We start from the raw sequence: 24239 nt of genomic DNA, 5'->3' as shown, positions 1-24239 counted from the left end.
CCGTTGTGTGACAGCCGCGTGTCGCCCGGGCGGGGCGTACAGCAGTCTCTTCATCATACGGCGTCGGGTGGGATGCGCAACGGCTGGATGTCCGCGCCGCGCCGCGCGCCGGCGCAAGAATATGCTGACGATCCGCGCGTATCGTCCGCTTTCCGGCACGTGCTACGGCGCGACGCCGATGCCTTCTGCGAAGAACCCCGCAATTAGCGCAAAGAGGCGTCTTTTGTGCGGTAAACGGCGTTCGCACGCACCCGGAAAGCTTTCTGAAAGACGGCCGCGCGGGAATTTTTACAAAAAAACCTCATCCCGCAGCGCGTGGATTTATTTAGAATGCGCTGTTACATTGCGCGATGGTGCGCCGCACTGCGCGCCGCGCAGCCGGACGGGGGCGTTGCCGGTTGCGTTGCGACAGCCGGTGCGAGCCGGTTCGCCGCTTCCCGCATTGGCGCCATGACGCCATGACCACGATCCTTGCGCGCGACGCGTCGCGCGCAGCCGGGCGCGCGTATAACGCGTCAATCATTCCAGTCATGCCTATCATCAAACGACCGCCTTCCCCGCATTACCCGAGCAACGATCGGGAGCCTTCCTTCAACAACGGATCCCCGCGCGGACCGGAGCAGCCGGACCCGCAGCCCGCGTCCGGCGGCGGCAACGGGCGCCGGCGCTCGCTCTTCGCCTCCATCGCGCTGGGGTTCTTCGGCCTGATCGCGACGCTCGTCGTCGTGGGCGCGCTGATCGTGGGCTATGCGCTCGTCGTGATGGGCCCGCAGCTGCCCTCGCTCGACGCGCTCACCAACTATCAGCCGAAGGTGCCGCTGCGCATTTACACCGCCGACCACGTGCTGATCGGCGAATTCGGCGAGGAGCGCCGGCAGCTCGTGCGCTTCCAGGACATTCCGGACATACAGAAGAAGGCGGTGCTCGCCATCGAGGACTACCGCTTCTACGAACACGGCGGCGTGGACTTCGTGGGCATCCTGCGCGCGGGCCTCGCCGACCTGATGCACGGCGGCGCTTCGCAGGGCGCGAGCACGATCACGATGCAGGTGGCGCGCAACTTCTTCCTGTCGAGCGAGAAGACCTACACGCGCAAGATCTACGAAATGCTGCTCGCGTACAAGATCGAGCGCGCGCTCACGAAGGACCAGATCCTCGAGCTGTACATGAACCAGATCTATCTGGGCGAGCGGGCCTATGGCTTTTCGGCGGCGGCGCGCGTGTACTTCGGCAAGGACCTGAAGGACATCACGCTCGCGCAGGCCGCGATGCTCGCGGGGCTGCCGAAGGCGCCGTCCGCGTATAACCCCATCGTCAATCCGCACCGCGCGAAGATCCGCCAGGAATACATCCTGAAGCGCATGCTGGATCTCGGCTACATCAACCAGGCGCAGTACGACGAGGCGATCAAGGAGCCGATCCAGACGAGGACCGCGGACAACCAGTACAGCGTGCACGCCGAGTACGTGGCCGAAATGGTGCGTCAGATGATGTACGCGCAGTACAAGGAAGAGACCTATACGCGCGGCCTGACGGTCACGACCACGATCGACTCCGCGGATCAGGAAGCCGCCTATGTGGCGGTGCGCAAGGGCGTGATGGACTACGAGCGCCGCCACGGCTATCGCGGGCCGGAAGGCTTCGTGCAACTGCCCGCGGACGGCGACGACCGCGACCAGGCGATCGAAGACGCGCTCACGGACCACCCCGATAACGGCGAGATCGTCGCGGCTGTCGTCACCGACGTGAATCCGAAGGAAGTCAAGGCGCAACTGCTCGACGGCACCACGGTCTCGATCACGGGCGACGGACTGCGCTTCGCGGCGGCCGGCCTGTCGCCGCGCGCGACGCAGGCGCTGCACATTCGCGTGGGCTCGATCGTGCGCGTATTGCCCGACGACAAGGGCAACTGGCAGATCACGCAATTGCCGCAGGTGGAGGGCGCGCTCGTGTCGCTCACGCCGCAGGACGGCGCGATCCGCGCGCTGATCGGCGGCTTCGACTTCAACAAGAACAAGTTCAATCACGTGACGCAAGCGTGGCGTCAGCCGGGTTCGAGCTTCAAGCCGTTCATCTATTCGGCTTCGCTCGAGAAGGGCCTCGGGCCGGCGACGATCATCAACGACGCGCCGCTGTACTTCCCGCCCAGCACGCCGGGCGGCGACGCGTGGGAGCCGAAGGACGACGATCAGCCCGACGGGCCGATGCCGATGCGCACGGCGCTGATGAAGTCGAAGAACCTCGTTTCGATCCGCATCCTGTCGTACATCGGCACGAAGTACGCGCAGGACTACGTGACGCAACGCTTCGGCTTCGACGCGGACAAGACGCCGCCGTATCTGCCGATGGCGCTGGGCGCGGGTCTCGTCACGCCGCTGCAGTCGGCGGGTGCGTACTCGGTGTTCGCGAACGGCGGCTATCGCATCAATCCGTATCTGATCGCCGAGGTGGACGATGCGCGGGGCCAGCCGGTCCTGCGCGCACAGCCGCTCGTCGCGGGGCGGAACGCGCCGCAGACGATCTCGCCGCGTAACGCGTACATCATGAACAGCCTGCTGCATTCGGTGGCCACGGGCGGCACGGGTGCGGGCACCAACGTCCTGCACCGCGACGACCTGCAGGGCAAGACCGGTACGACCAACGACGCCAAGGACGGCTGGTTCGCCGGCTACCAGCGCTCGCTGGTTGCGGTGGCGTGGATGGGCTACGACCAGCCGAAGAGCCTCGGCAGCCGCGAATTCGGTGCACAGCTCGCGCTGCCGATCTGGGTGGAGTACATGCAGCATGCGCTGCGCGGCGTGCCGCAGCAGGAGCCTGCCATGCCCGACGGCGTGACGACCATCGACGGCGAGCTCTACTACAGCGACATGACGCCGGGCAACGGCTTCGTGTCCAGCATCGGTCTCGATTCGGCGAGCCCGGCGGGCGGCGCGAGCGATGCAAGCGACGCGGTGGGCGGCGTGGGGCCGGGCGGGATGACGCCGCCCGACGTGACGTCGAGCGAGAAGCAGCAGATCATGAATCTGTTCGAGTCGAACAAGCCTTGAGGCTGAAGGGGAGTTTCGTGGCTTGACCGCACGGCGCGTTCCAGTGGACGCGCCGTGTTTCTTTGGTGCGCTGGAAATTGCGCTCCCGAAATCATTCGGAGTCCAATGCAATGGGCGTGAGAGGGCCCGGCGTTCAGCGACTGTTCAGGGGAACCCGTTTGCGCGCGCCGCTTCCCGCGCGTCCTGCAGGCGGTCATTACCCGGGTTTCGACGGCGGGCGAGGACAGGGTGCTTGCGTGCTCCCATGCAAAGCTGCGGACCCGGAATGGGCGCGGTGGCTTCGATCATGCTGCGCGATTCGAAGCACCGCCGCCTCGGGCTAATTCGAAGCCTGCGATGTTGCCCGTACGGGAGGCACAGAAGCTGCCGCATCCGCTGGCTTCGCGTCATCTGCTACCGGCGGATTGCCCATTGCCTGGAACAGCGCTGCCGTATCGGAAAGCCGCTGCCCGCGGTAGCGGATCTCGTCGAGCCGCGCGTTGCGCCATTGCTGCTCGCTCTGCCGCACGGCGTAGTACGGCACGGCGCCGAGCCGGTAGCGCGCGTTGGTGTCGTCGTACACGCCCTGTGCGGTGCGCGCGGAAAGGCTCGACGAATCGAGCGCCTGCGCATCGTGTTCGAGCGACGCCAACTGGTCCGCCACGTTCTGGAACGCCGCGAGGACCGTCTGCCGATACGAGGCATTGGCCGCGTCGTACGACTGCAGGGCGGCGCGCCGCTGCGCGACGAGTTCCCCGCCGTGGAAGATCGGCTGGGTGAGCGAGGCGCCGATGGCCCACAGCGCGCCGGCGCCCGAAGTCGCGATGGGCCACGTGAACCCGCCCTGGCCGAGCCCCGCCGAAAGCGTGATGCTCGGGAACATCTGCGCCGTCGCTGCGCCCACGGACGCGGCGGCGGCCTTCAGGGTAGCGTCCGCGGCTTCGATGTCGGGCCGCGACTTCAGCAGCTCGGAGGGCACCAGCACCGGCACCTGAGCGGGCAGCGTGAGGCTCGCGAGGTCGAGATCGGGCGGGGCGGCGTCGGGCGTGCGGCCCAGCAGCACGGCGAGCGCGTGGCGCGTCGTGCCCAGTTGCTGGCGCAGGACCGGCAGGTTGGTGGCGATCGAAGCTGCGCTCTGCTGCGCGTTCAGCAGGTCGGTGTGGGAGACCGCGCCGAGCGCGTAGCGCTTCGCCATCTCGTCGGCCTGCGCATTGGCAAGCGCGACGAGTTGCTCCGTGGTATCGACTTCGGCGTGCAGGGTGGCCGCTCCGATGGCCGCGGTCACGACGTTCGCCGCGAGCGCGCGTTGCGCAGCCTCGAACTGGAAGGCCTGCACGTCCACGCGCGAGGCGAGCGCCGCGTTGTTCAGGCGCGAGGCGCCGAACAAATCGAACGAGTAGCGCACTTCGACGAGGCCCGCGAAAACGTCGTACTGGAGCTTGTCCACGCCCAGCGAAGGGATGCCGGGCCCGCGCTGGCGCTGCGCGGTGCCGAGCGCATCGACGGTGGGGAGCAGCGAACTGCCGATCTGGCCGCGCAACTGCTCGCGGGCGGCCTGCAGGCTGTGGTCGGCGGCGGCGAGGTTGGGGCTGTTGCGCAAGCCTTCCGCGACGAGCGCGCTTAGCGCGTCGGAGTCGTAGAGCGTCCACCACTGCGGCACCGGTTTCGCGCCGACGACGAACTGCTGCGCGACACCTTGCGCCGCCACGGTCTGCGCCGGCTGAGGCTCGGCGCCGTAGTGCGCGGGTTGCGGCATGGCGGGCGCTTCGCCGCCTGGGCCCCATGCGCAGCCGCCCAGACCCAGCGCAGCGAAGGCCGCGGCGCATGCGAAGGCCAGCGCGCGCGCGCGCGGCGCCGGTCGCCCGGCGGGCAACGCACCGGGTTCGACGGGCGCCGCGAATTCGTTCGTTATGCTCATGATGCATTCTCCGCATGGGAGCCGGCGTTGCCCGGTCCGTCGGTTTCGCTGCTGTGCACGCGGAACGCCATTGCATAGAGCGCGGGCAGATAGAACAGCGTGAGCACGGTGGCGCTCGTGATGCCGCCCATGAGCGCCGTGGCCATCGGCCCGAAGAAGTTCGAGCGCAACAGCGGAATCAGTGCGAGCACGGCGGCGGCAGCGGTCAGCGTAATGGGCCGGAAGCGCCGCACCGTCGCGCCGACAATCGCGTCGAAGCGCTTGTACCCGTCGCGAATGTCGAACTCGATCTGGTCCACGAGAATCACCGAGTTGCGCATGATGATGCCGAACATGGCAATCACGCCGAGCATGGCGACGAAGCCGAACGGCTCGTGAAAGAGCAGCAGCGCGAGCACCACGCCGATCAGGCCGAGCGGCGCAGTCAGCACCACCATCATCGTGCGCGAGAGGCTTTGCAGCTGGATCATCAGGAGCGTGAGCACCGCGACCACGAGGATCGGCAGTTGCACGAAGATCGAAGCCTGCCCCTTCGCGCTTTCCTCGACCGAGCCGCCTACTTCGATGCGATAGCCCGTGGGCAGCGAGGCGAGAATCGGCTCCAGCTTTTTCTGCACGCCGTGCGTGACGTCGATGCCCTGCGCGCCGTTTCTCACGTCCGACTGCACGGTGATGGTGGGCTGCCGGTCGCGCGACCAGATCACGCCGTATTCGAGGTCGTTCACGAGATGCCCGAGCGAGCCGAGCGGCACGGGGCCGTTGGGCGTGGGCATCGCCATCGTCAGCAGATGGGACGGATCGACGCGCTCCGCGGGCGGCGCGCGCAGATCGACGCTGATGAGCTTGTCGCGCTCGCGGTACTGCGTGACGGTGTAGCCCGAAAGCGTCATCTGCAGGAAGTTGGCGACGTCTTCCGAAGACACGTTCAGCGCGCGCGCTTTCTGCTGGTCGATCTCGAAGCGCAGCGAGCGCTCGGCGGGTTCGTCCCAGTCGAAGCTGACGTTCTCGGTGCGCGGGTCGTCGCGCATCGTCGCGGCCACGCGCTCGGCGATGCTGCGCACCGTGGCGATGTCGTCGCCGCTCACGCGGAACTGCACGGGGTAGCCCACGGGCGGCCCGTTCTCGAGCCGCGAGAGGCGTGTGCGGATCGCCGGAAAATCGTTGCGCAGCTTCGTTTCGAGCCACGTGGCGAGCTTTTCGCGGTCCTCCACCGACTTCGCCGTGATGACGAACTGCGCGAAGTTGGGCTGCTGCAGTTGCTGGTCGAGCGGCAGATAGAAGCGCGGCGCGCCGGTGCCCACGAAGTCGATCGAATGATCGATCTCGGGGCGGCCCTTGAGCGCGGTTTCGAGCTGCTTTGCCTGGCGCAGCGTGGCGTCGAACGAGGCGCCTTCGGGCAGGCGCACGTCCACGAGCAGTTCCGGCCGGTCCGAGCTCGGGAAGAACTGCTGGGGCACGAGCGTGAAGCCGAGCAGGGCGACGAGGAAAAGCCCGATGGTGAGCGCGAGCACGATCAGGTGATGCTCGATGCACCAGCCGATCCAGCGGCGCAGGCGGTGATAGAAACGGGTGTCGTAGATGTCGTGCTCATGGCCGTCCGGTTCGTGGGCCGCGCGCTCGCGCTCGGGCAGCAGGCGGTAGCCGAGCAGCGGGATCAGCACCACGGCGGCGAACCACGAGGCGATCAGCGCGATTGCGGAGACCTGGAAGATCGAGCGCGTGTATTCGCCGGTGCTCGACTTCGCGAGCACGATGGGCAGGAAGCCGGCAACGGTGACGAGCGTGCCCGTCAGCATGGGGAACGCCGTGCTGGTGTACGCAAAGGCCGCGGCGCGCGTGCGGGTCCAGCCCTGGGCGAGCTTCACGGCCATCATTTCGACGGAGATGATGGCGTCGTCCACGAGCAGGCCGAGCGCGAGCACGAGCGTGCCGAGCGAGACCTTGTGCAGCCCGATGCCGAAGAGATACATCACGAGCGAGGTGACGGCCAGCACGATCGGAATCGTGATGACCACGACCATGCCGGTGCGCACGCCCAATGAAACGAGGCTCACGAGCAGCACGATGCCCACGGCTTCGGCAACGGCTTCGACGAAGTCGTCCACCGAGTGCGAGACCGCATTCGGCATGCTCGACACCTCGACGAGCTTCAGGCCCGCGGGCAAGCCGGCGCGCAACTGGGCCACACGCGCATCGAGCGCCTTGCCGAGGCGAATCACGTCGCCGCCGGGCTGCATGGTAATGCCGATGCCGAGCACCGCGTGGCCGCCGTAGCGCATCTGCGTGGCGGGCGGATCGTCGTAGCCGCGCCGGATCGTGGCGATGTCGCCCAGGCGGAAAGTGCGGCCGTTGACGCGGATCAGCGTATCGGCCAGCGCCTGTACGTCCTTGAATTGGCCGCTCGGGCGCACGAACACGCGGTCGTCGGGCGTGGTGAGCGTGCCTGCCGGCGAGACGCTGTTCTGCGCGCCGATCACCTGGCCGAGCTGCGTTGGCGAGATGCCGAGGCGCGTGAGCTGCGTGTTCGAGATTTCGATGTAGATGTGCTGGTTCGGGTCGCCGAAATAGTCGACCTTGCCGACGTTGGGCACGCGCAGCAGTTCTTCGCGCAGGTTATCGGCGTAGTCGTGCAACTGGGCGGGCGAAAAGCCATCGCCTTCGAGCGTATAGATGTTGGTGTAGACGTCGCCGAACTCGTCGTTGAAGAACGGGCCCTGCACGCCGGGCGGCAGCGTGGCGGCGATGTCGCCCACCTTCTTGCGCACCTGGTACCACGTGGGCTGCACTTCGCTCACGGGCGCCGAGTCTTTCATCGTGAAGAACACCAGCGACTCGCCGGGGCGCGAATAGCTGCGCAGGAAGTCGATATAGGGCGTTTCCTGGAGCTTGCGGCCGATGCGGGTGGTCACCTCGTCCTCGACCTGGCGCGCGCTTGCGCCGGGCCAGAAGGTCTGGATCACCATCACCCGGAACGTAAAGGGCGGATCTTCGGACTGCGAAAGACGCGTATAGGAGAGGGCGCCGAAGATCGTCGCGAGCGCGATCAGGAAGATCACCAGCGCCTGATGGCGCAACGCCCACGCCGACAGGTTGAAGCGCCCCTCTTCGTGATCGGAGCCGGGGACATGGCTCATGACGCGAAGTCCTCGGGATGGAGCGGCGGCACCGGGTGCACCTTCTCGCCGGCGGTGACGGTGTGCACGCCCTGCACGACGATGCGTTCGTTGTCGGCGAGGCCGCCCGTCACGGTGATGGTGCGCGCGTCGTAGCGCGCAACCGAAATGCGGCGCAGTTGCAGCACGTTGTCGGGCTCGTGAACGATCCAGAGCGCGGGCGCGTTGCCGTCGTGGAAGAGCGCGGTGGCGGGAATCGTAAACGCGCCGGTGTCGCCCGGATGGTTCGCCGCGATCGAGACGTTGGCGGTCATGCCGAGGCGTACGCCGGCGTCCGGATCGGCGAGCGTGAGCTTCACGCGCCAGGTGCGGCTTTGCGGGTCGGCGGCCGCCGCGACTTCGCGCACCTGCGCCGTATAGGTCTTGCCGGGTTGGGCGGGCAGGCTCACCTGGGCGTTCTGGCCCACGGCGAGGCCCGCAATGGCCGCTTCGGGCAGATCGCACACCACGTCGACGGCCCCCGACCATGCAAGCTGATAGACGGACTGCCCGGACTGCACGTTCTGGCCGGTATCGGCGTTTTCGGCGGTGATGACGCCCGCGTGATCGGCCACGAGCTGGGTATAGCGGCGCTGGTCCTGCGCGAGGGCGAGCTGCTGCTGCGCCTGATCGCGCTGCGAAAGCGCCGAGGCGTAGGCGTTCTGGGTCTGCTCGAACTGCGCGCGGGCGATGAGGTTGGCGGCGGCCTGCGCCGTATCGCGGTCGAGCTGCTGTTTCGCGAACGTGTAGTTATGCTGGGCCGCTTCGAGTTGCGCGGCGGCGCTGGCCGCGTTCTTGTCGAAATCGGCGGGATCGAGCTTCGCGACGACCTGGCCGGGCTTGACGGTGTCCCCGAGGCGCACGTCGCGCTCGACGATCTTGCCGGCCACGCGGAACGAGAGCGGGGTGGAATAGCGCGCTTCGACGTCGCCGGGGTAGACGGCCCGCGCGCCGTCCCCGTCGGGATGCACGATCAGGGAGACGACTGGGCGCGGTGCTTCGGGCGGCGCGGCCTCCTTGCCGCAGGCGGCGAGGACGGCGACGCCGCACAGGGAAACGAGACCGGCGAGGCGGCGCCAGCGCCCCGACGACCCACTGGACTGCCGGCGCATCTTGCCCGATGCGCCACGACCGCAACGATTCACATGGACCTCGACTTGCCAGGCGTGCACGCCAGGTGCTGAAAGTGAAGCGCGGCATGCCGGCCTGACGCGGCGCCGCAAGGCCCGGCTCGCGCTGACCCGCCTGGGCATCGATTGCTGCAGATGATGTCCCGGATTCTAATACAATGCTGTATCTGAATGCATGATTGAATTCGAGTAATGTTTCAGTGCTAGACTCCCGCCATGAACCGTATCCGACTGACCCGCGAACAGAGCCGTGACCAGACGCGCGAGCGCCTGCTCGACGCCGCGCACGCCATGTTCATGAAAAAGGGCTTTGTGGGCGCGAGCGTGGAGGACATCGCGCTCGCGGCGGGCTATACGCGCGGGGCGTTCTATTCGAACTTCGGGAGCAAGGCGGAACTGCTCGTGGAACTGCTGCGGCGCGACCACGAGGCGATGCAGGCCGACCTGCGGGCGATCTTCGAGGCCGACATCTCGCGCGAAGAGATGGAAGCGTGCGTGACGGACTACTACAGCCGCATGGCGCTCGACAACAAGATGTTTTTGCTGTGGGTGGAGGCGAAGCTGCTGGCTGCCCGCGACGCGCGTTTTCGCACGCGGTTCAACGCCTTCATGAAGGAAAAGCGCGACCAACTGGCCGCCTGCATCGAGGAATATTCGGCGCGCACCGGCACGCCCATGCCGCTCGAACCGGACCGGCTCGTGATCGGCCTGATCGGGCTGTGCGACGGTGTGCAGTTTCTCGCCACGGCCGATCCGCAGCACATCACCCCTGCCGTCGTGGAGGCAGTGCTGGGCCGTTTCTTTGCGCGCGTGGTGTTCGGGCGCGACGCCTGAGCCGCTCGCGCGGCGTGCGTCAGACGCCAAGCCCGGGACCGTAGTTGCTGCCGATCAGCTTCGTGACCGAAGCGACATCCTGGTAGTCCTGCTCCGGCAGGCCGTCGAGTATCGCCAGCACCTCGTTGCTCGCGCCGGCGCTGCGCGCGGCGTCCACGAGGTCGTCCTTGTTGGCGGGCCAGCGCACTTCGCGCAGGACATCGGCGAATTGCAGGTCGATCGGTTCGTCGGGAATGCGGGGAGCGGGCATGCAGAGTGTCCTTTGCGCTACGAACGGCGCCTCCATGGCGCCGCGACACCAGCATAGCCAATCCCCGAAATCCGCCGCGGCTGCGTGTCCGCTGCCGTGCCTCAGGTCTGCAGGTGCAGCTCCGGCGTCATCGTCTTGTCGAGTTGCCGGGACTTGGGCAGCGTGAGGTATTCCCAGTGCTGCGCGCCGCTTGCGGCGGACACGGGCACGTTGGGGGCAGGCGGAGCGACGGGGGCGTCGTCGAGGTGTTGTTGCAGCGCAATATTCCCGGCAAGGACCGGGGTTTCCTGCGCCGTGCGCACGGGCGCGGCGAAGCACGACGCCGAGAGCAGCACGGTGGTCATCACTGTCGAGGTTTTCATCGCTCGACCTCCTCTCTCATGCGGCCCAAGGGCCGCAGCAAGCGCCGTGCCGGGCCCGGGAGGGCGCTGCGCGGCAGCCGCGCCGTCCGCGTCCGGACCGCGCGCCGCATCGCGTGGTTCGGGCGCAGTCGGCGGGAGGCGCCGGCGCGCGCGAAAACGGATGCGAGGATTCCATAATGGCAGCAAATGCCGGAACGCGTCCAGAACACGCGAATTTTTTTGTTTCGGCTTGTTTCGGCCCGTGTTCCGGGCCGGCTCGTTGCGGGTCGCTCCGCCGGGCTTTGACACGCGGGGCGCTCGCGCGGTGTGCGGGCGAGCGCGCACAGGGCTGCGCTGCACGACTTGCGCGCTAGCGGTCGGGCGTCATGCGCTGATAGGCGTCGAGCAGCGAGGTCTTGTAGACCACGCCCGCAAGCGTGGGCTGTTGCGCGCTTTCGATCACGGGCAGGCGCTCGCCGCGAAACGCCATGAAGTGTTGCAGGCCCGCCGCGAGCGACATGTCGGGCGTGAGCGTATGGAACGGCATCTGTACGTAGTCGGCGGCGCGCTTGTTCGCGGTGTCGCGCTTTTGCAGCAGGTCCGAGGTGATGTCCGCGAGCGCGACGGCGCCGAGGAAGCGGCCCGCGTCGTCGGTCACGTAAAGGTATTTCACCGGGTATTCGAGGAACACGCGCGTCATCTCGGGCACCGTGGCGTCGGCGCGCACGACGGTGTCGGCGGGGCGGATCAGCGCGCGCATCTGCGTCGCGCGCAGCCGCACGCGCTCCTCTTCTTCGCGATTGCGATGCAGGGTGATCTCGTACATCGAGGCCTTGCCCGTCGCGCGCGCGACGAAGTACGCGACTACGCACGAGAGCATGAGCGGCAGCACGACCGGATAGCTGAGCGTCATCTCGAAAATCATGAGAATCGCCATCAGCGGCGCCTGGGTCGCGCCCGCAAGGAAGGCGCCCATGCCCACCATCGCGTAGGCAAACGGCGCCGAGGTGCCGTGCGGCCACAGCGCGTGCATGCCCTGGCCGAACAGGCAGCCGAGCACGGCGCCCATGAAGAGCGTCGGCGTGAACACGCCGCCCACGGCGCCGGAGCCCACCGTGGCCGCGGTCGCGATGAGCTTGAAGACGAGCACGGTGGCGAGCGCGGTCCAGGTCCACGGCGAATGGAGGATCGAGTTGACGACGCTATAGCCGTTGCCCCAGACCTCGGGCGTCCAGACCGAGAGCACGCCGCACACGAGGCCGCCCGCCGCGAGCTTGACCGGCAGCGGCACTTTCATGCGCGCGAAGCCCGCCTTCGTGACGTCGAGCAGGCTCAGGAACTGCGGCGCGAGCAACCCGCACAGCAGGCCGAGCGCGACGAAGAGCAGGACTTCCGGGCCCGCCACGGGCGGAAACACCGGCATTTCGTAGGGCGGCCGGTAGCCCGCGAACTCGCGCATGGTGATGTTGGCGACGACCGACGAAACGACGATCGGCCCGAAGCTCTCCATCACGATCGAGCCGAGCACGATTTCGGTAACGAAGAAGGCGCCCGCAATCGGCGCGTTGTAGGCCGAGGTGATGCCGGCGGCCGCGCCGCACGCGACGAGCAGGCGCAGGCGCTGCGGATCGAAGTGGCCGAGGCGGCCGATCAGCGAAGCCGCGAGCGCGGCGAGCTGCACCATCGGGCCTTCGCGGCCGATCGAACCGCCGCTTGCGATCGTGAAGAGCGACGAGATGCTGCGCCAGAGGCTCTTGCCGACCGGCATCACGCCGTCGCCGATCGCGACCGCCTCGACGTAGTCGGTGTGGATCGGGCGGTTGCCGTCGCCCGGCGTCTTGCGTCTGGCGAGGAGCAGCAGACAGCCCGCGACGAAGCCGCCTGCGGCCGGCAGCCAGATGCGCGTGTGCCACGGCAGGCTGCGCGCCATCTCCACGAAGCTGCCCTCGTAGCCAACAAAGAGAATCTGCAGCAGCGCGATGCCTTTGCGGAACAGCACGGTCGCAAACGCGCCCGCCACGCCGACGATGACGGACCACACGAGCATCGTGTGCGCGTCCGAGAGACGAAAGAGATCGCGGGCGCGAGTGCGCAGTTTCAGCAGGAATGACAGCACGGCGGGCAGTATGTGAGTGGGAATGAGCGGCGCCGTGCGCAAGCATAGCATTGCGCGCGGCGAGGAAAAGGCTCGATGAGGAGGGGGCAGCCGGTGCGCCGGGTGGGAAAGCCAGCCGGGCCGGCCGGGCGCACCGTGGCCGGGTCCGGCGCTGCGGCCGACGCCGGGCCGGGTGCGCGGATCAGCGCGCGGCTTTGTCGAGTTCCGGGTAGTGCCGGAAGATGCCGGTTTCGTTGAACGGCAGGCGGCGCGGGGAGGCGAGATAGGCCGCGATATGCGGGCGCACGGCCACGGCGTCGTGCAGCGCGACCACATGGGGGTAGCGGTCCGCGAGCGGCTTCGTTGCCTTGGGGAACGCATAGCGCAGCCCCTCGACGATCTGGAAAACCGACAGATCGACGTAAGTGAGCGTGTTGCCGACCATGTGTTTCGGACCGGCCGGATTCTGCGCGAGCACGCGCTCGAAATAGCCGAGGAATTTGGGCATGCGGTGCGCGAGGAAGTCGGCGGCGCGCGCTTTTGCCTCGGTCTTCTGGTCCTCGTAGTAAAGCCGGCTCGCGATCGGGTGATGCGTGTCGTGAACTTCGGTCACGAGATCGGCAATCGTCAGTTGCAGGCCGTTCGCGACGTAGCGCAGGCCCTCGTCGCGCGGCGCGAGCCCGAGCTTCGGCGCGAGGTAGAAGAGGATGTTCGCCGTTTGCGGCACGATCAGGTCGCCGTCCTTGAGAAAGGGCGGCGCAAAGGGCGGCACCGACTGCGGATGCGGCGTGGTGCGGCCCTCGAGCACCGCCATCATCGCGCCGATGCCCTCGCCGTCGGCCTTCGCCCCGCGCGCCACATCGACATAGGGCGCCTGCGCCTCCTCCAGCGCGAGCCGCACGAATTCGCCCCGGCCCTGCAGGCCGTCCCAGTAATACAGTTCGTATGCCATTGGTCGCCCCTTTGCCATGACGTGCGCCGCCCGCGGACCGGGCCGCACGCGACAGTATCGCGCGCATCCCGCGCGCCTGTTGAAGGCGTGCCACGCCGCGCGGCCGGCCCGAAACGCAGAAAGCCCCGCACGCGGCGGGGCGAGGCGCCGGCGTGACCGGCGCACAGGAGCGGGATCGGGGTGGGGCGGCCATGCGCGCCACGGGTCCGATGAATATCGAGCGAAGCCGCTTCAGGCGAAGAGCCGCTCCACCGCCCAGGTGATCGCCAGCCCGCCGCCGATCAGCCACACGTAAAGGATGAAGCCCGTAGTGAGTGCGCGCGGCCCGGCCTGGCGGATCTGCGAGATGCGGGTTTCGATGCCCAGCGCCGTCATGGCCATCGTGAGCGCGAAGGTATCGAGCAGGTTGAGCGTCTGCGTGGCCGGCGCCGGCAGCACATGCAGCGAGTTCACCACCACGAGCGCGAGGAAGCCGAGCGCGAACCAGGGCACCGCGAGCTTGCGCGCACCGCCATGAGCGCCATGGCCATGCCGGGCGCTCGCGCCGCGCGCCGGGCGGTTGAGCCACACGCCGAGCACGAGCAGCACCGGCACGAGCAGCATCACGCGCGTCATCTTGACGATGGTGGCGATATGCGTGGCTTCCGGGCTCACGTTGCTCGCCGCGCCGACCACCTGCGCGACCTCGTGGATCGTGCCGCCGAAGAAGAGGCCGGCGCCGAGGGTATCGAGATGAAGCCAGCCCGCGCGATAGAGCACCGGGTAGAGGAACATCGAGAGCGTGCCGAACAGCACGACGCTGCCCACGGCCATGGCGCTCTTGTGCGGCTTCGACTGCAGCGTCGATTCGAAGGCGAGCACGGCGGCCGCGCCGCAGATCGCGCTGCCGGCGGCCGTGAGCAGGGCGGTGTCGCGGTCGAGCTTCATGATCTTCATGCCGGCCCAGGTGCCGATGGCGAGCGTGCTCACCACGATCACCGCCGATTCCACGAGTCCCGGCACGCCCACCTGGGCGATTTCCTGGAGACTCACGCGCAGCCCGAAGAAGGCCACGGCGATGCGCAGGAGCTTGCGCGCGGAGAAGTTGACGCCCGCGGCCCAGCTTTCGGGCATGCCGTCGCGCAGCGCGTTGCCGTAGATCGCGCCGGCGACGATGCCGACGATAAGCGGGCTCAGGCCCAGGCCGGCAATGGCGGGCACGGCCGCGAGCCGCGTGACGGCCGCGGCGAACAGCGCGACGAACAGGACGCCGTTGATCTGCCCGCGGGTGGAGGAGGGTTGATGCGCAAGGGTCGTTGACGACGGGGTGGACATGATCGCCTCTTGAATTCCTGGAATGGCGTGAATCTGCGGTAATCGGGTAACGAACGAATGCGCTAATCCTAATTTACGTATATCGATATGAAAAATCGTGATTTGTGACGTAAAATATAAGCTGAATCGATAGTTAAGTGCCATGACCCCGGAACAACTGATAACGTTCGCCGCCGTCGCCGATCATCGCAACATCAGTCGGGCGGCGGAGGCTCTGCACCTCTCGCAGCCCGCGGTGTCGGGCCAGTTGCGCCTGTTGCAGGAGGAATTCGGCGAGGCGCTCTATCAGCGCGACGGCCGCGGCGTGCGCCTCACGCCCACCGGGGAGCAACTGGCCGCCTACGCCGCGCGGCTGCGCGACAGCTGGCGCGACGCCTACGCGTTTCGCGACGCGCTGCGCGGTCTCGAGCGCGGCACGCTGCGCATCGGCGCGAGCACGACGCCGGCGAGCTATCTGCTGCCGTATCTCGTGGCCGCGTTTCATCGGCGTTATCCGGACGTGAAGCTCGAAACCACGAGCGGCAACACGTCGGACGTGGTCGGCATGCTGGGGGTGCTCGATATCGCGCTCATCGAAGGCCCGGTGGGCGAGCAGTTGCCGCCCGACACCGTGGCGAAGCCCTGGCACGAGGACGAGATCGTGGCGATCATGCCGCGTGCGCATCCGCTTGCGGCTCAGGCCGCTGCCCAGGGCGGGAAGAGCGCGGAGCGCATCACGCTTGGAGCGCTCGGCGACTATCCGCTCGTGCTGCGCGAGGACGGGTCGGGCTTGCGTCAGATGGTCGAGCGTGCATTCGCGCGCGCGGCCGCGCCCATGCGCGTGGCGCTCGAAATAGCGGGCGTGGAGGGCGTGAAGGAGGCGGTGCGGGCGGGCATGGGCATCGGTTTCGTTTCGGCCATGTCGATGCGGCATGAAGACGGTGCGTTGTGCCAGATCGGCGTCGGGCCGGAGCCGCTTGCCCGGCGCTTCTCGATTCTCGTGCCGCATGCGGGCGCGGCCTCGCGTGTCGCGCAGCGCTTTCTGGAACTGTGCCTGGCCGAGCCGGGCACGGGCGGCGGCAATTGAACCGAATCGGCGGCGAATCGAGTTGAGCCGCCAGCGGAGCGACCCAGGGCTTACCACGATAGCGAGGCGAGACCGAACAGCGCACTATCCGCGCATCGATCGGGCGCGCAGGCGCTTTTTTTCGGGCCGGAAATGGAACCGGTTCCAAAGAAGGCAGCACCCGGCAGCAACAGGACGAAGGCAATGACAGAAGTAGCAATCGTAGCGAGTGCATTCGGCGTAGAAGCCATCCGGCGCGACGGTCACGCCGCGTGGATCGATGCGGCGGCACAGTCCGGCGCGGCGGCGTTCGAAGTGCGGCGCGAGTTGATGGACGAGGCATCGCCCGCCGCATTGCGCGCGCTCGGCGCGGCCATTGCGGCGGCGGGGCTGTGGCCCGTGTGGTCCACGCCGGACACGCTCTACGACGCGCACGGCGCGCTCGACGAAGCGGCCCTGCGCGATGCCATCGACTGCGGCTGCCTGCTCGGTGCGCGCTTCGTGAAACTGCAACTGGGCGGCTTTGCGCGCGATCCGCAGATCGAACGCCTGAATGCGGTGCTGGCCGAAGCGGGCCAGGCGGCCAGCATGTTGCGCGTGGTGGTCGAGAACGGCCAGCTCGAAGCGGGCGGCTCGCTCGCGCAATTCGTCGCGCTCTTTCGCGCATTGAGCCAATCGCGCGGGCACGGCGAGCCGCATGAACCCCGCACCCCGATCGGCATGACCTTCGACATCGGCAACTGGCAGTGGCCGGGCGAGCCGCCGCTGCTGGCCGCGGCGGCCCTGGCGCCGCACGTCGAGTACATTCACTGCAAGGCCGTGGCGGGCGAGGGCGCGCGCCGCTACGCCGCCGCCCCCGCCGCCGACGATCCGCTGTGCCGCGCCGTCCTCGCGCTGCTGCCGCCCCATGTGCCGCGCGGCATCGAGTTTCCCTTCGATCCGGCGCGCCCCGGCGCCGATGCCGCGCGCTACGTCGCGTGGCTCGCCGGCGCCTGAGCGCGCGACCGCCCGTTTTTTCCAGACCCGAATCAGGAATGCCTTCCATGACCGAATCCCTCGACGTCGTCACTTACGGCGAAGCGATGGCGATGTTCGTTGCCACCGAAACCGGCCCGCTCGCGCAGGTCGCGCACTTCACGAAGCGCGCGGCGGGTGCGGAACTGAACGTCGCGACGGGCCTCGCGCGCCTCGGCTTCAAGGTGGGCTGGATGAGCCGCGTGGGCGCCGACTCGTTCGGCCAGTTCGTGCGCGACGTGCTGGCGCAGGAAGGCATCGACGCGCGCTGCGTGAGCACCGACGAGCGGTTTCCCACGGGCTTTCAGCTCAAGTCGAAGAACGACGACGGCAGCGATCCGGCCATCGAATACTTTCGGCGCGGCTCGGCGGCGAGCCGCCTCTCGCCCTACGATTTCGAGCGCGACTACGTGACCGGCGCACGGCATTTGCACCTGAGCGGCGTGGCCCCGGCGATCTCGTCCACCTCGCGCGAGCTTGCCTTCAGGCTCGCACGGGAAATGCGCGCGGCGGGACGCAGCATCACGTTCGATCCGAACCTGCGGCCCACGCTCTGGAGTTCGCGCGAAGAGATGGTGGCGACGCTCAACGAACTCGCCACTTACGCGGACTGGGTGTTGCCGGGCGTGAGCGAGGGCCTCGTGCTGACGGGCTCCGACGACCCGGCGAGCATCGCCCGCTTCTACCTCGCGCGCGGGGCGCGCGGCGTGGTCGTGAAGCTCGGCGCGCAGGGCGCGTACTACGCCACGAGCGAAGGCGAGCAGGGCGTGGTGAAAGCGCAGCCGGTGGCACGCGTGGTGGATACGGTGGGCGCGGGCGACGGCTTCGCCGTGGGCGTGATCTCCGCATTGCTGGAGGGCCGCACGCTGGCGCAGGCGGTCGAGCGGGGCAATCGCATCGGCGCGCTGGCCGTGCAGGTGATCGGCGACTCGGAAGGGCTGCCGCAGCGCGCGCAACTCGACGCCCTCGAAGCGCAGGACGCGAACGCAGACGCGGCCTGAGCCGCGCGGGTAATTCACCCCAAAAAGGACGGCGGCGCGACCGCGCCGCCTCTCGAAAGGAGACAACGATGACCTCAACCTCACTCGCTCCCCGCCGCTGGTGGGCGATCATGCCGATCGTCTTCATCACGTACAGCCTCGCGTATCTGGACCGCGCGAACTACGGCTTCGCGTCGGCTGCCGGCATCAACCGCGATCTGGGCATCAGCCCGGGGCTCTCGTCGCTGATCGGCGCGCTGTTCTTCCTCGGCTACTTCTTCTTCCAGATTCCGGGCGCCGTGTATGCCGAGCGCCGCAGCGTGCGCAAGCTCGTGTTCATGAGCCTGATCCTCTGGGGCGGCTGCGCGGCGCTCACGGGTGTCGTCGCCAACGTGCCTTCGCTCATGGCGATCCGCTTCGTGCTGGGCGTGGTGGAGGCCGCCGTCATGCCGGCCATGCTCATCTTCATCAGCCACTGGTTCACGAAGCGCGAGCGCTCGCGCGCGAACACGTTCCTGATTCTCGGCAATCCCGTTACGGTGCTGTGGATGTCGGTGGTCTCGGGCTATCTCGTGCACGCCTATGGCTGGCGCCATATGTTCATCGCCGAAGGCGTGCCGGCGGTTGTCTGGGCCGTGTGCTGGTGGTGCCTCGTGCGCGACCGGCCCGCCGAGGCAAGCTGGCTTTCGGAGCAGGAGAAGCGCGATCTCGACGCTGCCATGCGGGCCGAGCAGGCCGGCATCAAGCCCATGCGCAACTACGCCGAAGCGTTTCGCACGCCGGCCGTGATGCTGCTCGCCGCACTGTACTTCTGCTGGAGCATCGGCGTGTACGGCTTCGTGCTGTGGTTGCCCTCGATCGTGAAGAACGGTTCGTCGCTCGGCATGGTAGAAACGGGCTGGCTCTCGGCGCTGCCGTATCTCGCGGCGACCCTCGCGATGCTCGCGGTCTCGTGGGCCGCGGACAAGCTCGACGCGCGCCGCGTGTTCGTGTGGCCCTCGCTCCTGATCGGCGCCCTGGCGTTCGCGTGCTCGTATGCGCTGGGTTCCACGCACTTCTGGATCTCGTATGCGCTCCTCGTGGTGGCGGGCGCCGCGATGTACGCGCCGTATGGCCCGTTCTTCGCGATCGTGCCGGAGCTGCTGCCGAAGAACGTGTCGGGCGGCGCGATGGCGCTCATCAACGCGATGGGGGCGCTCGGCTCGTTCGTGGGCTCGTACGTGGTCGGCTATCTCAATGGCGCGACGGGCTCGCCTGCGGCATCCTATGCGTTCATGAGCGCGGCGCTGCTGGTGGCGGTCGGACTCACGTTTGCGGTGAAGCCGCAGCGCGGGAACGCCCAGGGCTCGAACGGCTTCACGGCTGCGCCGCTGCACGGAAAATCACGGACATGACAAACAGAATCGTTGCTTACAAGACTTTGCCCACCGACGTGGCCGACTATCTGCGCGAACACGCCGAGCTCGTCTTCGTCGATCCCGATGCGCCGGGCGCGCTCGCGGCGGCGCTCGCCGATGCCGACGGCGCCATCGGCGCGAGCGTGAAGATCACGCCCGCGATGCTCGAAGGCTCGCGCGTGAAGGCGCTTTCGACGATCTCGGTGGGTTACGACCAGTTCGACGTGGCCGACCTCACGCGGCGCGGCATCGTGCTCGCGCATACGCCCGACGTGCTCACCGAATCGACGGCCGATACGGTGTTCGCGCTCATTCTCGCGAGTGCCCGCCGGGTGGTCGAACTGGCCGACTGGGTCAAGGCGGGCCAGTGGCAGGCCAGCATCGGGCCCGCGCAATACGGCGTGGACGTGCAGGGCAAAACGCTCGGCATCGTCGGGCTCGGGCGCATTGGCGCAGCGGTGGCGCGGCGCGCGGCGCTCGGCTTCGGCATGACGGTGCTCTACACGAACCGCAGCCCGAACCCGGACGCCGAGCGCGATTACGGCGCGCGCCGCGTGGAACTGGACGCGCTGCTCGCCGCCTCGGACTTCGTGTGCCTGCAGGTGCCGCTCACGCCGCAAACGCGCCACCTGATCGGCGCGGAGCAACTCGCGAAGATGAAGCGCAGCGCGATCCTCATCAACGCTTCGCGCGGCGCGACCGTCGACGAGCCGGCACTGATCGCGGCGCTCGAAGCGGGCACGATCCGCGGCGCGGGGCTCGACGTGTTCGAGCGCGAGCCCGTCGATGCGGACTCGCCGCTCTTGCGCATGCCCAACGTCGTGGCGCTGCCGCATATCGGTTCGGCGACCGAAGAAACGCGTCACGCCATGGCGCGCTGCGCCGCCGAAAACCTCGTGGCCGCCCTGGGCGGGACGCTCGAGCGCAACATCGTCAACCGCGAGGTGCTCGCGCAATGAGCGCCGGCACCGACCTGAGCGCGCGCCGCGCGACCATCAGCGACGTCGCGCGCGAAGCGGGCACGGGCAAGACTAGCATTTCGCGCTATCTGAACGGCGAACTGTCGGTGCTCTCGCCGGATTTGCGCGCGCGCATCGAAGCCGCCATCAAGCGGCTCGACTACCGGCCCAACCAGATGGCGCGCGGCCTGAAGCGCGGCCGCAACCGCCTGATCGGCCTGCTGATCGCCGACCTCGCGAATCCGTATTCGGTCGAGGTCTTGCAGGGCGTGGAGGCGGCGTGCCACGCGCTCGGCTACATGCCGCTCATCTGCCACGCCGCGAACGAAGTCGATATGGAGCGGCGCTATCTGCAACTGCTCACGACTTATCGGGTGGAGGGCGTGATCGTCAACGCGCTCGGCGTGCGCGAGGCGATGCTCAAGCCCGTGGGCAGCGGCGGCATTCCGGCCGTGCTGATCGACCGGACCGTCGATGGGCTCGATGCCGACGTCGTCGGACTCGACAACGGCGCGGCTGCGCGTCTGGCGGTCGAACATCTGCTCGCGCAGGGTTACGACGACATCGCGTTCGTCGTACAGCCGTTCGAGCACGTGAGCTCGCGGCGCGAGCGCGAGGCGGCGTTTCGCGAGGCGCTGGGCGCGGCGCCGCAGGTGCGCAGTACGACGCGCGTGCTCGACCTGCACGACGACGAAGCCGCCGAGGCGGCGCTCGCCGCGCTCGACGCCGATCTGGACGCCGCCGCGCGACGCGGGGCACGCAGCGCGCTCTTTGCGGCGAACGCGCCGGTGGCGTTGCGCCTTTCGCTGCATCTGAAGGGGCGCCTCGGTGCGCAATGGCAGCGGCGCGTGGCGCTCATCGCCATCGACGACCCCGAGTGGGCCGAGCTGGCAGGGATTACGACGATCCGCCAGCCCACGCGCGAAATCGGCTATCGCGCCGTGGAGTTCCTGCACGAGCGCATCGAAGGCGCGGCCGTGGCGGCGCGCTCGGCGGCGTTCGAGGGCGAGCTCGTGGCGCGCGAATCCACGTGCGGCGCGGCGGGCGCCTAACCCGTCGCCTAACCCGCGCCTGCCGCTGAGGACCACGGGCCGCATTCATTGGGGGCGGTGCCCAGGGCTGCGCACCGGTCCCGATATCTGCGATGATTCGGGCTGCGGCGCGCGGCGGTGCGCGCCGGATGTTGCCGGATGTCATAAGGATCCCCATGACCGTAGCCCCGATCACGCTGCTGTGCCTCTCGCTCGCGACGCTCTTCGTCGCCGCCTTGCCCGTGCTGGTGTACCGGCGGCTGCGCCGGCCCTATGCGCTCGACTGGCGCGACGCGGTCTCGGGCATCGCGGTGTTCGCGCTCTTCGCGACAGTGATCGAGCGCGCGCTCAACGGCTATGTCCTGCACGACAATCCCGATACCGCCGGCGCGCTGCTGGCCAATCCGGTCGCGTTCGTGGCCTACGGGACGCTCGCGGCCGGCGTGTGCGAGGAGGTGGGGCGCTACATCGCCATGCGGATGATCGCCCGGCGCACGAACCGCGCCACCACGGCCCCGGCGGACAGCACGGGGCTGGGTTACGGCATCGGCCACGGCGGGGCGGAAGCCTGGCTCGTGGGCGTGCTCGTGCAACTGCAATGGATCGTGTTCGCCGTGCTCGCCAACCGCGGCGAACTGGACGAGCATCTTTCCAACCTTTCGATGGAAGGGGTGTTGCGCGTTCATCTGATACTCGCCAACATCACGCCGCTGCTGGCCGGGGTGTTCGCGGTCGAGCGCACGGCGGCGTTCGTGTTCCAGATCGGTTTTTCCGTGCTGATGTGGCGCGGCGTGCGTGCCGGATGGAAGGGTATCCTGCCGCTTGCGGTGGTGCTGCATGCGCTGAGCGACGTGCCCGCCGCCCTGTTTCAGGCGGGCCTGCTGCCCTTGCTCGCCGTGGACGGCACCTATGCGGTGGGGGCGATCGTGCTTGCCGTCGTGCTGTGGCGCGTGTGCCGGCCGACGCGCGCCGCGGCGCAGGCTGCGTAAGTTACATAAGCTACATAAGCCGCTCAAGCCACCCAGGCTACACAAGCCGGCATTTTCCGCTGCCGCCCGGCGCCTTTTCTCACTCTCTCACTGGCACCGATGGAAGCCTATCTGTTTGAATGCGCGAGCCCCGATTTCGAGGAACTCGCCCGCGTGATCGCCGATCTGTTCCCCGACCAGACGCGCTTTGCCGAGCAGGCCGCCGAGGACGGCGCGCCGCGCCTCGTCGTGCACTGGGTGGCCATGCGCTTCGCCTCGGTGGCACGCCGCATGACCTTGACGATTGCGATTGCGCCGGCCGCGCTCGCCCGTTATCGCGCGTTGCCCGCGCGGCACCGGGCTCGCAGTTTTGCCGTGCTGCGGGCTTACGTGGAAGCGACCATCGGCTCGCTCGAAGAACAGCACGCCAAAGGCGAAACGGTGGAGCGGGAAGTGACGCTGGCGCTGGACGAGGAGTTTGCCTGAGTCCGCTGCGCGGCTCAGTCGGCGAGCCGGTAGACCTTGGCGAAGCGCTCGGCCTTCGTGATGCCGTAGTCGCCGGGCGCGTACTGCATGACCCAGTCTCCCGCCGCGCCCGTGAGGCGGTCGCCGCCCGCGGAGCGGACGATCGTGAACGGCGCGTCCATGTGCCTTGCGAGCACCACGGTGGGACGGTTGCGGTAGGCGCCGGGCTCGCCGTGCGCGAGCGCGGCGTCGGCGGGGAAGTACTTCGCGTCGAAACGCTCGCGCGAGACCACCCAGCGTTCGCCGGTGGCGCCCGTAATGATGGCGTCGCCCTGCGCGTAGCGGTTCGGGCCTTCGAGGCTCAGCAGCTCGCCGGGCGCGGCGGCAAAGACCACGCCCACGGTTTCGTCCTTGACGAAGCGTTGAGCGGCGGGATCGGTGCGCAGGTCGAGTTGGGTCAGTTCGATCATGATGGCGGCAGCGGACCGGCTGCAAAAATCGTGTTCCGGGTATTCCAGGACGGTTCCGGAAAGGACGACGGCCGGGCAATCGTGCCCGGCCGTCGCGCGGTCCGCAAGGGTACCTTGATTCCGGCCGCGTTGCACGTCTTGCGGTGCGCTTCGCGGCAGCAAGGTGCGCGGTTGCCCGCGCGCCTTGCCTGGATTGCCCTGCCGGGCCTTTACTGCGCAGCCGGGGCGCTAGCCGCTGCGGCGTCGCTGGCCGGCGCGGCCTTCGGCTTGCTCTTGTGCTTCGGATGCGCGGCACCCTTGCCGGCCGGCGGCTGGCCGTGGCGGAAGGTCTTGTCGGCAAGCGTCTTCTGGTCGGCCGAGAAGCTGTTGTAGAGCGGCTCGAATGCCGTTACGAGCTTCTGCATGTCTTCCGCGTGGGCCTGCGAGAGCTGAGCGTACTGCTTCATGTCGTCGAGCGCGTTACGCGTGTTCTCGCCTTCTGCGCGCTGCTTGTACAGGTCGGCCATGGTCTGGCCGTTGCTGCGCATCTGGTCGGCGAAGGTCTTCCACAGCGACTCCTGGTCGGGCGTGATCTTCAGCGCCGAGTGCAGGTAGTTGATGCGCTCCTCGACACGCTGCTCGTGCTGGGCAGCGTGTGCTTCGACGGCTGCCGACGACGGCTGGGCCGAGGAAGCGGCAGTTTGTGCGAAGGCGCCGCTCATCGACAGTGCGGCGGCAAGGACGACGAAAGCTTTCTTCATTGTTGCTCCTTGGATCGTTTCGTAGCTCGTTTCGTAGCGGTAAGGCGCAATACCGTATTGATTGCACCCGATATTAGTACCACGATACCGGGCCATTGCGGCCGTTGTGCGACAACTGCTTACAAGTGAAACGCCCGGAAACCGTCCGAAATGTGCCG

General features: G+C 68.0%; 20 protein-coding genes. 10 read left to right on the top strand and 10 right to left on the bottom strand.

Annotation, left to right across the window (positions count from 1 at the left end; genetic code table 11):
- Positions 1-530: 530 nt before the first annotated feature.
- Entirely contained in the window at positions 531-3047 is a 2517-nt protein-coding gene (locus BFE01S_RS08735; RefSeq protein WP_028225155.1) for a penicillin-binding protein 1A, read from the top strand.
- 319 nt (positions 3048-3366) lie between these two features.
- Here BFE01S_RS08735 and BFE01S_RS37960 read toward each other — a convergent pair whose 3' ends face one another.
- Genes BFE01S_RS37960 through BFE01S_RS08720 form a run of 3 tightly spaced genes read right to left on the bottom strand, consistent with a single transcriptional unit; the run spans position 3367 to position 9208 of the window.
- Positions 3367-4944 carry an efflux transporter outer membrane subunit gene (locus BFE01S_RS37960; protein WP_084169656.1) on the bottom strand — a complete coding sequence of 526 codons (1578 nt, stop codon included), beginning with the start codon at positions 4942-4944 and terminating at the stop codon, positions 3367-3369.
- A complete protein-coding gene (locus BFE01S_RS08725; protein WP_028225154.1) occupies positions 4941-8078 on the bottom strand; it encodes an efflux RND transporter permease subunit in 3138 nt (1045 codons plus the stop codon). Before BFE01S_RS08725 ends, BFE01S_RS37960 begins: the two co-directional genes overlap by 4 nt.
- Positions 8075-9208 carry an efflux RND transporter periplasmic adaptor subunit gene (locus BFE01S_RS08720; protein WP_028225153.1) on the bottom strand — a complete coding sequence of 378 codons (1134 nt, stop codon included), beginning with the start codon at positions 9206-9208 and terminating at the stop codon, positions 8075-8077. Before BFE01S_RS08720 ends, BFE01S_RS08725 begins: the two co-directional genes overlap by 4 nt.
- Before the next feature lie 234 nt (positions 9209-9442).
- On the opposite strand from BFE01S_RS08720, the gene BFE01S_RS08715 reads away from it, so the two are divergent.
- Positions 9443-10060: a TetR/AcrR family transcriptional regulator gene (locus BFE01S_RS08715; RefSeq protein ID WP_028225152.1), complete on the top strand. Its 618-nt coding sequence runs from the start codon at positions 9443-9445 to the stop codon at positions 10058-10060.
- A gap of 19 nt (positions 10061-10079) precedes the next feature.
- On the opposite strand, the gene BFE01S_RS08710 is transcribed toward BFE01S_RS08715, so the two are convergent.
- From BFE01S_RS08710 to BFE01S_RS08690, 5 genes are all read right to left on the bottom strand, one after another.
- Complete coding sequence (locus BFE01S_RS08710; protein ID WP_028225151.1) at positions 10080-10310, bottom strand: DUF2795 domain-containing protein; 231 nt, start codon at positions 10308-10310, stop codon at positions 10080-10082.
- Between the two features lie 101 nt (positions 10311-10411).
- Positions 10412-10672: a hypothetical protein gene (locus tag BFE01S_RS08705; protein WP_028225150.1), complete on the bottom strand. Its 261-nt coding sequence runs from the start codon at positions 10670-10672 to the stop codon at positions 10412-10414.
- A 349-nt stretch (positions 10673-11021) separates the two neighbouring features.
- Positions 11022-12767 (bottom strand): ClcB-like voltage-gated chloride channel protein, encoded by a 1746-nt coding sequence (locus BFE01S_RS08700; RefSeq protein WP_042337377.1) that lies wholly within the window; start codon positions 12765-12767, stop codon positions 11022-11024.
- Positions 12768-12948: 181 nt separating this feature from the next.
- Entirely contained in the window at positions 12949-13698 is a 750-nt protein-coding gene (locus tag BFE01S_RS08695) for a glutathione S-transferase (RefSeq protein ID WP_028225148.1), read from the bottom strand.
- 231 nt (positions 13699-13929) lie between these two features.
- Positions 13930-15012 (bottom strand): YeiH family protein, encoded by a 1083-nt coding sequence (locus BFE01S_RS08690; protein WP_028225147.1) that lies wholly within the window; start codon positions 15010-15012, stop codon positions 13930-13932.
- A 142-nt stretch (positions 15013-15154) separates the two neighbouring features.
- Between BFE01S_RS08690 and BFE01S_RS08685 the strand changes: the two genes are divergently transcribed.
- The 8 genes from BFE01S_RS08685 (at position 15155) to BFE01S_RS08650 (ending at position 22892) form a co-directional block, all read left to right on the top strand.
- Positions 15155-16078 carry a LysR family transcriptional regulator gene (locus tag BFE01S_RS08685; RefSeq protein WP_028225146.1) on the top strand — a complete coding sequence of 308 codons (924 nt, stop codon included), beginning with the start codon at positions 15155-15157 and terminating at the stop codon, positions 16076-16078.
- 183 nt (positions 16079-16261) lie between these two features.
- Positions 16262-17053, top strand: a complete 792-nt coding sequence (locus tag BFE01S_RS08680) for a TIM barrel protein (RefSeq protein WP_028225145.1) — start codon at positions 16262-16264, stop codon at positions 17051-17053.
- Positions 17054-17091: 38 nt separating this feature from the next.
- Positions 17092-18072, top strand: coding sequence for a sugar kinase (locus BFE01S_RS08675; RefSeq protein WP_028225144.1), 981 nt, complete (start codon positions 17092-17094; stop codon positions 18070-18072).
- Between the two features lie 68 nt (positions 18073-18140).
- Complete coding sequence (locus BFE01S_RS08670; RefSeq protein WP_028225143.1) at positions 18141-19445, top strand: MFS transporter; 1305 nt, start codon at positions 18141-18143, stop codon at positions 19443-19445.
- Positions 19442-20407: a 2-hydroxyacid dehydrogenase gene (locus BFE01S_RS08665; protein WP_028225142.1), complete on the top strand. Its 966-nt coding sequence runs from the start codon at positions 19442-19444 to the stop codon at positions 20405-20407. The genes BFE01S_RS08670 and BFE01S_RS08665 overlap by 4 nt, the downstream gene beginning before the upstream one ends.
- Entirely contained in the window at positions 20404-21459 is a 1056-nt protein-coding gene (locus BFE01S_RS08660; protein ID WP_028225141.1) for a LacI family DNA-binding transcriptional regulator, read from the top strand. The genes BFE01S_RS08665 and BFE01S_RS08660 overlap by 4 nt, the downstream gene beginning before the upstream one ends.
- Positions 21460-21614: 155 nt before the next feature.
- Positions 21615-22427, top strand: coding sequence for a YhfC family intramembrane metalloprotease (locus tag BFE01S_RS08655; protein WP_028225140.1), 813 nt, complete (start codon positions 21615-21617; stop codon positions 22425-22427).
- A gap of 99 nt (positions 22428-22526) precedes the next feature.
- Complete coding sequence (locus BFE01S_RS08650; protein ID WP_028225139.1) at positions 22527-22892, top strand: DUF3022 domain-containing protein; 366 nt, start codon at positions 22527-22529, stop codon at positions 22890-22892.
- Positions 22893-22906: 14 nt separating this feature from the next.
- On the opposite strand, the gene BFE01S_RS08645 is transcribed toward BFE01S_RS08650, so the two are convergent.
- Both BFE01S_RS08645 and BFE01S_RS08640 read right to left on the bottom strand, forming a co-directional pair.
- On the bottom strand, positions 22907-23341 hold the full coding sequence (locus BFE01S_RS08645) for a PGDYG domain-containing protein (RefSeq protein ID WP_028225138.1): 435 nt from the start codon (positions 23339-23341) through the stop codon (positions 22907-22909).
- 209 nt (positions 23342-23550) lie between these two features.
- The gene (locus BFE01S_RS08640; protein WP_028225137.1) at positions 23551-24081 is read right to left on the bottom strand and encodes a Spy/CpxP family protein refolding chaperone; all 531 of its coding nucleotides are present in this window, start codon (positions 24079-24081) and stop codon (positions 23551-23553) included.
- Positions 24082-24239 lie beyond the last annotated feature (158 nt).

It is taken from the genome of Paraburkholderia ferrariae NBRC 106233, assembly GCF_000685035.1.
In the GTDB taxonomy this organism is placed as follows: Bacteria; Pseudomonadota; Gammaproteobacteria; order Burkholderiales; family Burkholderiaceae; genus Paraburkholderia; species Paraburkholderia ferrariae.
This window is presented reverse-complemented; position numbering and strand designations above follow the sequence as displayed.